Annotated in this window: 10 protein-coding genes; all 10 read right to left on the bottom strand. The window is 29.1% G+C overall.

Translation table 11 applies throughout. The features are described from left to right. Nucleotides 1-327: CDP-alcohol phosphatidyltransferase family protein (locus SVN78_07150; GenBank protein ID MDY6821381.1), on the bottom strand; the 327-nt coding region annotated here is incomplete at its 3' end. After that, nucleotides 299-772: a transcription elongation factor GreA gene (gene greA, locus SVN78_07145; GenBank protein MDY6821380.1), complete on the bottom strand. Its 474-nt coding sequence runs from the start codon at nt 770-772 to the stop codon at nt 299-301. The genes greA and SVN78_07150, both read right to left, overlap by 29 nt. Further along, on the bottom strand, nt 699-2,057 hold the full coding sequence (gene xseA / locus SVN78_07140; protein ID MDY6821379.1) for an exodeoxyribonuclease VII large subunit: 1,359 nt from the start codon (nt 2,055-2,057) through the stop codon (nt 699-701). The genes greA and xseA overlap by 74 nt, the downstream gene beginning before the upstream one ends. After that, nucleotides 2,029-2,331 carry a septum formation initiator family protein gene (locus tag SVN78_07135; protein ID MDY6821378.1) on the bottom strand — a complete coding sequence of 101 codons (303 nt, stop codon included), beginning with the start codon at nt 2,329-2,331 and terminating at the stop codon, nt 2,029-2,031. Before SVN78_07135 ends, xseA begins: the two co-directional genes overlap by 29 nt. Continuing rightward, nucleotides 2,331-2,843, bottom strand: coding sequence for a DUF4416 family protein (locus tag SVN78_07130; GenBank protein ID MDY6821377.1), 513 nt, complete (start codon nt 2,841-2,843; stop codon nt 2,331-2,333). The genes SVN78_07135 and SVN78_07130 overlap by 1 nt, the downstream gene beginning before the upstream one ends. Nucleotides 2,844-2,848: 5 nt before the next feature. Beyond that, entirely contained in the window at nt 2,849-3,073 is a 225-nt protein-coding gene (gene hfq, locus SVN78_07125; GenBank protein ID MDY6821376.1) for an RNA chaperone Hfq, read from the bottom strand. 38 nt (nt 3,074-3,111) lie between these two features. Further along, nucleotides 3,112-4,026: a tRNA (adenosine(37)-N6)-dimethylallyltransferase MiaA gene (gene miaA / locus SVN78_07120; GenBank protein ID MDY6821375.1), complete on the bottom strand. Its 915-nt coding sequence runs from the start codon at nt 4,024-4,026 to the stop codon at nt 3,112-3,114. Nucleotides 4,027-4,062: 36 nt separating this feature from the next. Next, nucleotides 4,063-5,019: an acetyl-CoA carboxylase carboxyltransferase subunit alpha gene (locus tag SVN78_07115; protein MDY6821374.1), complete on the bottom strand. Its 957-nt coding sequence runs from the start codon at nt 5,017-5,019 to the stop codon at nt 4,063-4,065. 74 nt (nt 5,020-5,093) lie between these two features. Further along, entirely contained in the window at nt 5,094-5,927 is an 834-nt protein-coding gene (locus SVN78_07110) for a thioredoxin domain-containing protein (GenBank protein MDY6821373.1), read from the bottom strand. Between the two features lie 54 nt (nt 5,928-5,981). Then, a partial coding sequence (locus SVN78_07105; protein ID MDY6821372.1) for a tetratricopeptide repeat protein occupies nt 5,982-6,898 on the bottom strand: 917 nt, incomplete at its 5' end.

Here is a 6,898-nt window from a genome sequence, read left to right as displayed (position 1 = left end):
ACGAGCTATTAAAATAATAACAATCCAGCCTTGAACCCTTTCTATTTCAACTAATACTATTAATATTGAAGCGACTAATATTTTATCAACAATCTGGTCGGCAATCTTGCCAAAATCACTAACACTATTTAGTTGCCTTGCAATAATCCCATCAAAATAATCAGTCAAACAAGCAACAAAAAAAAGAGTTGTTGCTATAATATTTCCAGTGGTTGTTTCAAGATAAGAAAAAAACATTATGAAGGGTATTAATATTAACCTTATTAAAGTAATGCTATTGGGTAAATTTACTATATCTTTATTCATATTTAATACTTTTAATTTCATATTCAACTTCACCTGCAGGTGAGTTTACAATAGCTTCATCCCCAGTTTTTTTGCCGATTAGAGCCCGTGCAATTGGTGATAAGATGGAAATTCGATTTTTCTTGATATCTGATTCATCAGGCCCAACAAGCTTATATCTTTTAATCTCCCCAGTATCCATATTCTCTATCTCCACAGTTGCTCCAAAGGTTACCTTATCTGAGGCATGGTTTAAGACATCAATTACTTCCAATCTTGTCATTTTGCTTTCTAATTCTGAAATACGTGCCTCAATAAAACCTTGTTTTTCTTTTGCTGCATCATACTCAGCATTTTCACTTAAATCCCCGAAAGATCTTGCTTCTTTAATATCCTCTATAACAGATCTTCTCTCAATTGTCTTTAATCTTCTCAACTCCTCTTTCAACTTTATATAACCTTCTTTTGTTATAGGAATCCTCTCCATTTGAACCTCCATACATTTTTTTACCAGTTACAAAAGAATTAATATAACCATCATACATACATATTTCAAGTTCATCTTCTAGATTAACCTTATTTACCCTACTTATTACTTTATCATCTGTTTTTACAATTGCATAACCCCTTTTTAATACACTTAAGGGGTCTAGATTTTCTAATCTCTTGGTCAGTGCTACTAGTCTTTCATGCTCATATCTATATTTATTTTCAAATTTGAATTTGAGCATTTTTATATTTTCCTCAACATCTTTTCTAATTTGTATTTTATTAAAAAGGGTCTGACGAAGAGAATTATTATACCATTTAAGCTTCTCTTTAGAATGTTCAATTTTTCTTACAGGCGAATAACTCTCTAATTTAGCCATATATTTATCAAAAAGTTGAATATTCTTTGATAATATTAAATCAAAATGCCTCGTTAAAAAATTTATATAATCAGATATTGTTTTATTTAAGTCCTTAAATGGCTGTGATAAAATCATCGCTGCTTGGGTAGGCGTAGAAACACTCTTGTCTGCTACAAGATCACATATTGTTGTATCCCTCTCATGTCCTATAGCTGTAATTGTTGGAACACTAACATTAGCTAAAGACCTTGCTAAGACTTCTTCGTTAAATATTGCTAAATCCTCTAAAGAACCCCCACCTCTCATTAATATAACAATATCATACCAATATTTTTTATCCTCAAGTGTCTTTAATGTATTTACTATATCAGTTAGCGCATACTCTCCTTGAACCTGAACAGGCCAAATATCAATTACATATTTGGCCAAATTTTTACGAGAAGTAATAATAAAATCTTTTATGGCAGCACCATAAGGTGAGGTCAAAACTGCAATCTTTCTTGGTAAAATAGGCAATTCTTTTTTAGTGCTTTTTTCAAAAAACCCCTCTGCCTCAAGTATCTTTCTTGTTTCCTCATATTTTTTGAAAAAATCACCCACACTATTATAGTCAACAACCTTAGCAATAATCTGATATTGACCATCCTTCTCATACACAGTTAGATTGCCTATAATTACAACTTTATCCCCATTTTTAGGGATGTAATTACTTCTATTATTATTATATTGTGCATATCTTTTGAAATAAACAATTCTAATCTGAGCATTGTCATCCTTTAAAACAAAGTAGTAATGACCACTAAGTGAATGCGATAAACTCGATACTTCGCCAGTTAATTTTATTGGACTAACAAAATTTGACTCAACAAGACTTTTGATCGAATAAGTCAGTTCAGTTACTGTGTATATCTTTTCCGCCATCTTTTGAACCATTGTCTATAATAAACAGATCTTCATCACTTTTTTTCATATTTAATCTTTTCTTAATTACCATCTCTAAATACTCTTTGTCACTTTTTAGATATTCTATTTCATTCTCAGTTTTTTTAATTTTATCTTCTAGTTCTTCTGATTTATTAATATAAGAATTTCTAACTTTTATTAAATTATAAAATTTCATAACGCCATTCTGACCAAATATTAAATATAACACCGCTAATATAGATAAAACAATATATATTATTGTAGATTTCATTAAATTAATTTTTTCAGATAATTTCTTGCTCTTTCAAAAAAGGACAAGACAAAGTCTTGTTTATAATCTTGAAAAGTCCACTGCAGAGGTCTATACTTACCATCCTTTCTTATAAACTGCAAATCTCCATATATACCACCTTTTAAGTATATTCTGTGGGAAAAATTCTTTGTGCTGGCAACAACAATTTTTTCTAGAGCAATGTAACCAATATCAATATTAAACATCCTTTTGTTTAAATATATATATTTTTTCTCTAAATTTACAAACAATCGTTTCAACACTGGCAATCTATGGGGATAATCTATTAAAGTATATACTATAAAACATTTTTTAAGCGGAGTCACCATTTTATCATTATAGTAATCAGTGTGTATAAAGTCAAACACCTTTGTATTAAACAAAACCTGCCCTAATACTAGCTTGGTCTTATCATTAATTGTCTCAATATTATATGGACCAAATGTTAAAGCATTAAAATATATAACTTTCTTAACATTAGATACCGTCAATAAAGCTATCCAATTACAACATCATCAAATTCTTCTGATGGTATTATATAAGCAATAGCATGTTTATATATAAGTTTTTGGTCTTTATCTTTTATAATTATAACAAAATTATCAAATCCTTTTAAATAACCTTCTATTATCGTATTATTTAACAAATAAACTTTGATCGATACTTTATTTTTTCTCACATAGTTAAGCAAGGAATCTTGGATATTCAACTTTTTGCTCATATAAAGCCCCCTATTAAATAATAGCTTATATACTAATATTATAATCTATATTGTCTATAATTATTTTTAAAATATTCTTCAATTGCCCCTCTATCACTGACCGCATCTAAATTTTTCATATGTTTAAAATATGTTAACTGCCTTTTAATAAATTGTCTTGTTTTTCTTTTAATGATATTTTTTACTTCTTCTAAAGAAATAACCCCTTCTAAATAATTAGCTATATCTAGATACCCTATAGCTCTAAATGAATGTAAAGATTTATTATAGCCTATATTAAGCAAGTTTTCAACCTCTTTTATCCAACCTTTCTCAAACATTAAATCAACCCTTCTATTAGCCATTTCGTACATAATATCCCTTTCTTTTCTTAGTAAAAATATTTTGTAATTAAACTTTGGTTTTTTATGCTTTGCTGATAATAGCCTTGAATAAGGCTTCTTGTATTTTTCATAGACCTCCAAAGCTCTAATTATCCTAACCTTATCATTAGGATGGATTTTTAAGGCATAGTTATTATCTATTTTTTTTAATCTTTCATACAAAGCATAATACCCTTCCATATCTGCTTGCTTTTCCAATGATTTTCTTATTTCACTACTTTCTGTGCCCATATCACCAAATATACCACTCACTAAACGCTCGATATACATAGCTGTTCCACCAACAATTAGTGGAAGTTTCCCTCTTATTATAATGGATTCCAATATTTTTTCACATTCTTCCACAAATCTTCCAGCTGAGTATAATTCATCAGGATTGAGTATATTAATCAAATGATGTCTCACCTTATTAAGTACATCACGTGGTGGTTTAGAAGTACCTATATCCATAAATCTATAAACTTGAAAAGCATCAGCACTTACTATCTCTATACTATAAATTTCACTTAAATACTCTGATAGCTTTGATTTTCCCACACCAGTGGGCCCTGTTATAATTGGAATTAACATTTATACAAGCTAACAAAAATAATTAAAATTTATACTTTACTCACCAAAAATCCCTATTTTTCGAAAACGATTAACTCTATCATCCACAAGTTCATCCTCTGACATATCTTTTAAATCATCAAGGTGCCTTCTAATAGCCTTACCAACATTATAAGCTGTCTCTACATGGTTTCTATGAGCTCCACCGCTTGGCTCTTTTATAATCTCATCAATAACACCATATTTTATAATATCTTGTGCAGTCAGTTTTAAATTTTCAGCTGCTTTATCTGAATAAGAAGCATCTTTCCATAAGATTGATGCACAGCCTTCAGCTGATATAACTGAATATGTAGAGTGCTCTAACATTAATACCCTATTGGCTACAGCTATACCAAGAGCACCTCCACTACCACCTTCCCCAGTTATTATAGTAATTATTGGGACAGTTAAACCTGCCATCTCTTTAAGATTTCTAGCAATTGCTTCTGCCTGTCCCCTTTCTTCAGCACCTATACCAGGATTTGCACCTGGGGTATCTACAAATGTTATAATAGGTCTATTAAACTTTGTAGCTTGATAAAAGATTCTTAGTGCCTTTCGATACCCTTCTGGATTGGCCATCCCAAAATTCCTTTTTATATTTTCTTTTGTCTTTCTACCCTTTTGATGTCCAACAATTACCAATGGCTCTCCTTCAAATTTTGCAATACCACTTACTATTGCTAGATCATCGGCAAACAATCTATCACCGTGGAGCTCAATAAAGTCCTTAAATACAAGCCTAGCATAATCTAGCGTGTAAGGCCTATTAGGGTGTCTTGCTACCATCAACTTTTGTGCTGGTGTTAAATTTTTATAAATATTCTCCTTCACTTTAGCTAATTTCGATTCAAGGTTTTCTATCTCTTTGTTTAAGTCGCTGTCCTCAATATCAACTAAACTCTTTAATTCATCTATTTTCTTTTCTAGTTCAACAATATCCTTTTCAAAAACTAAGGGCTGGATATCCATCTTACACCTCTTAAGGACTCTTTTTTATATATTTTAATAAAATTATAACTTTATTAAAAATAGTTAACAATCTCTTATTCAAGATTTTCAATCAACTCTTCAACCCTATCCTTATCAAAACCTCTTACTTTTTTCCCATTTATATATATAATAGGCGTTGCATTTATACCAAGTGATTGAGCGTAACGCTTATTTCCTTCAATCTTTTTATTAATTTTTTCCGAATTAACAAGCTTAATAAATTTGTCTTTATCCTCTACTTTGTTCGCAAAGTAAAGGATAAGCTTTTCACTATCTAAGTTCTTTAAATTGCTATTATTAAATAACTCATCTGAAAAATCATACCCTAAAACCATACCAGCTTCAAAAATCTTAGCTTTTACTTTAGCGTTCCTATGCATCTCTAGTGGAAAGAGAAGAAAATATAAAGCTACATCATCTCTCTTTTTTACCTTGTCCTTTATGTAATTATATGCCTTTCTACAAAAAGGACAGTCAAAATCAGTAACCTCAACAATCTTATTTTGAGCATCTTCAGAACCATAGTATAATGTAAGTTTTGAAGTATCTAAATTTTCCGTATCAAACTTAGCGCTTATCTCTTTTATAATACTTTTACCCTCCTTTACATCCACAATATCTGTTATTAACCTTCTGCCATCAGTTATAACATAATTTGTTATATTTTTATTTCTTTTTTTATCATAGATAGTCAATTTAGAAAGGTAATAATCGGGTAAAAAATCTAATTTTTTAATTACTTTAAGACTAACACTTACATTATCTATATTTCTACCTTTTAAATTCTCTTGAAAATTTTTCTCAAACTCTTTAGCAATGTCTTTAGCTGATACATTCAAAACAAAAACAAACATTATAAAAAAAATGTACACACATCTTTTTGTCATACTAAACCTCACTTTTTATTTAATAGTAATATAAGAGTTTTATTAAAATGCAAGTTAAAATTTATACGAAGGATCTAACCTAGCTAACTCTATAATTGTGTTAAATGTGTTTTTCCTATCCCCTATATCAAAATAAAGATTAGCAATTCGGATTAAATATTTTTCTCTTTCGTTATTATTATCTAATTTTTCCAAAGATCTCTTATAATAATTAATAGCTTCTTTCTTATTATCTAATTTTTCATAACACTCAGCTATCATAAGAAGTGCATCTAACTGTCTATTACTTTGGTTCAATTTTTCTAATTCTTTGATGACCTCTTTATATAAATTCTTTTCTATCAATTTTTTTGCCTTAGATAATATACCTTCTTCATCGTAAGCTACTTCAACCTCTATATTGTCATTATCAAAAATATTTGCATTATTAGTTTTATTTAAACCAACATCTTCTATTTTTTTAACATCTGTTATCTCTATATCACCACCACTATTCATTTTCTCATATTGCAAATCGTAATCTTTTAAATTCTTTTCTACATCAGAAAGATTTCTTTCTATTTCTTTTCTTAGATCAATGTCGCTATCGTCTATAAATTGCAAAGCTTTATTAAACAAACCCCTTGCCTGGTTATACTTTTTTAACCTTACTGCTAACAAACCAATATTGAACAATATATTAGGCTGGTCAACCTTTTCGCTTTTTAAAGCAATATATTCAAAAGCTTCCATCAGAATGGGTTCATCTGTTAATTCAGCTATTTTATGTAGCGCGTAATTAATACCAGAAAAATCTTTTTTATCAATAAAACAATCAAGCTCAACTTTGTATATCTCTACATTTTTATATTTTTTATGTAGCGCATTAAATAAATCCTTCAACTCGTTAAATTCAAAATTATTTATTAAAGTTTTTAAAAAATTAGTATCTAATTCGCTCCTTAAATTAATAAAATATTTTATCAAATATT

It is taken from the genome of Deferribacterota bacterium, assembly GCA_034189185.1.
Lineage (GTDB): Bacteria > Chrysiogenota > Deferribacteres > Deferribacterales > UBA228 > UBA228.
This window is presented reverse-complemented; position numbering and strand designations above follow the sequence as displayed.

Excerpts from the sequence above, each read along its gene's own strand:
- greA (MDY6821380.1), bottom strand. The coding sequence starts at position 772 with ATGGAGAGGATTCCTATAACAAAAGAAGGTTATATAAAGTTGAAAGAG.
- xseA (MDY6821379.1), bottom strand. The coding sequence starts at position 2,057 with ATGGCGGAAAAGATATACACAGTAACTGAACTGACTTATTCGATCAAA.
- SVN78_07135 (MDY6821378.1), bottom strand. The coding sequence starts at position 2,331 with ATGAAATCTACAATAATATATATTGTTTTATCTATATTAGCGGTGTTA.
- hfq (MDY6821376.1), bottom strand. The coding sequence starts at position 3,073 with ATGAGCAAAAAGTTGAATATCCAAGATTCCTTGCTTAACTATGTGAGA.
- miaA (MDY6821375.1), bottom strand. The coding sequence starts at position 4,026 with ATGTTAATTCCAATTATAACAGGGCCCACTGGTGTGGGAAAATCAAAG.
- SVN78_07115 (MDY6821374.1), bottom strand. The coding sequence starts at position 5,019 with ATGGATATCCAGCCCTTAGTTTTTGAAAAGGATATTGTTGAACTAGAA.
- SVN78_07110 (MDY6821373.1), bottom strand. The coding sequence starts at position 5,927 with ATGACAAAAAGATGTGTGTACATTTTTTTTATAATGTTTGTTTTTGTT.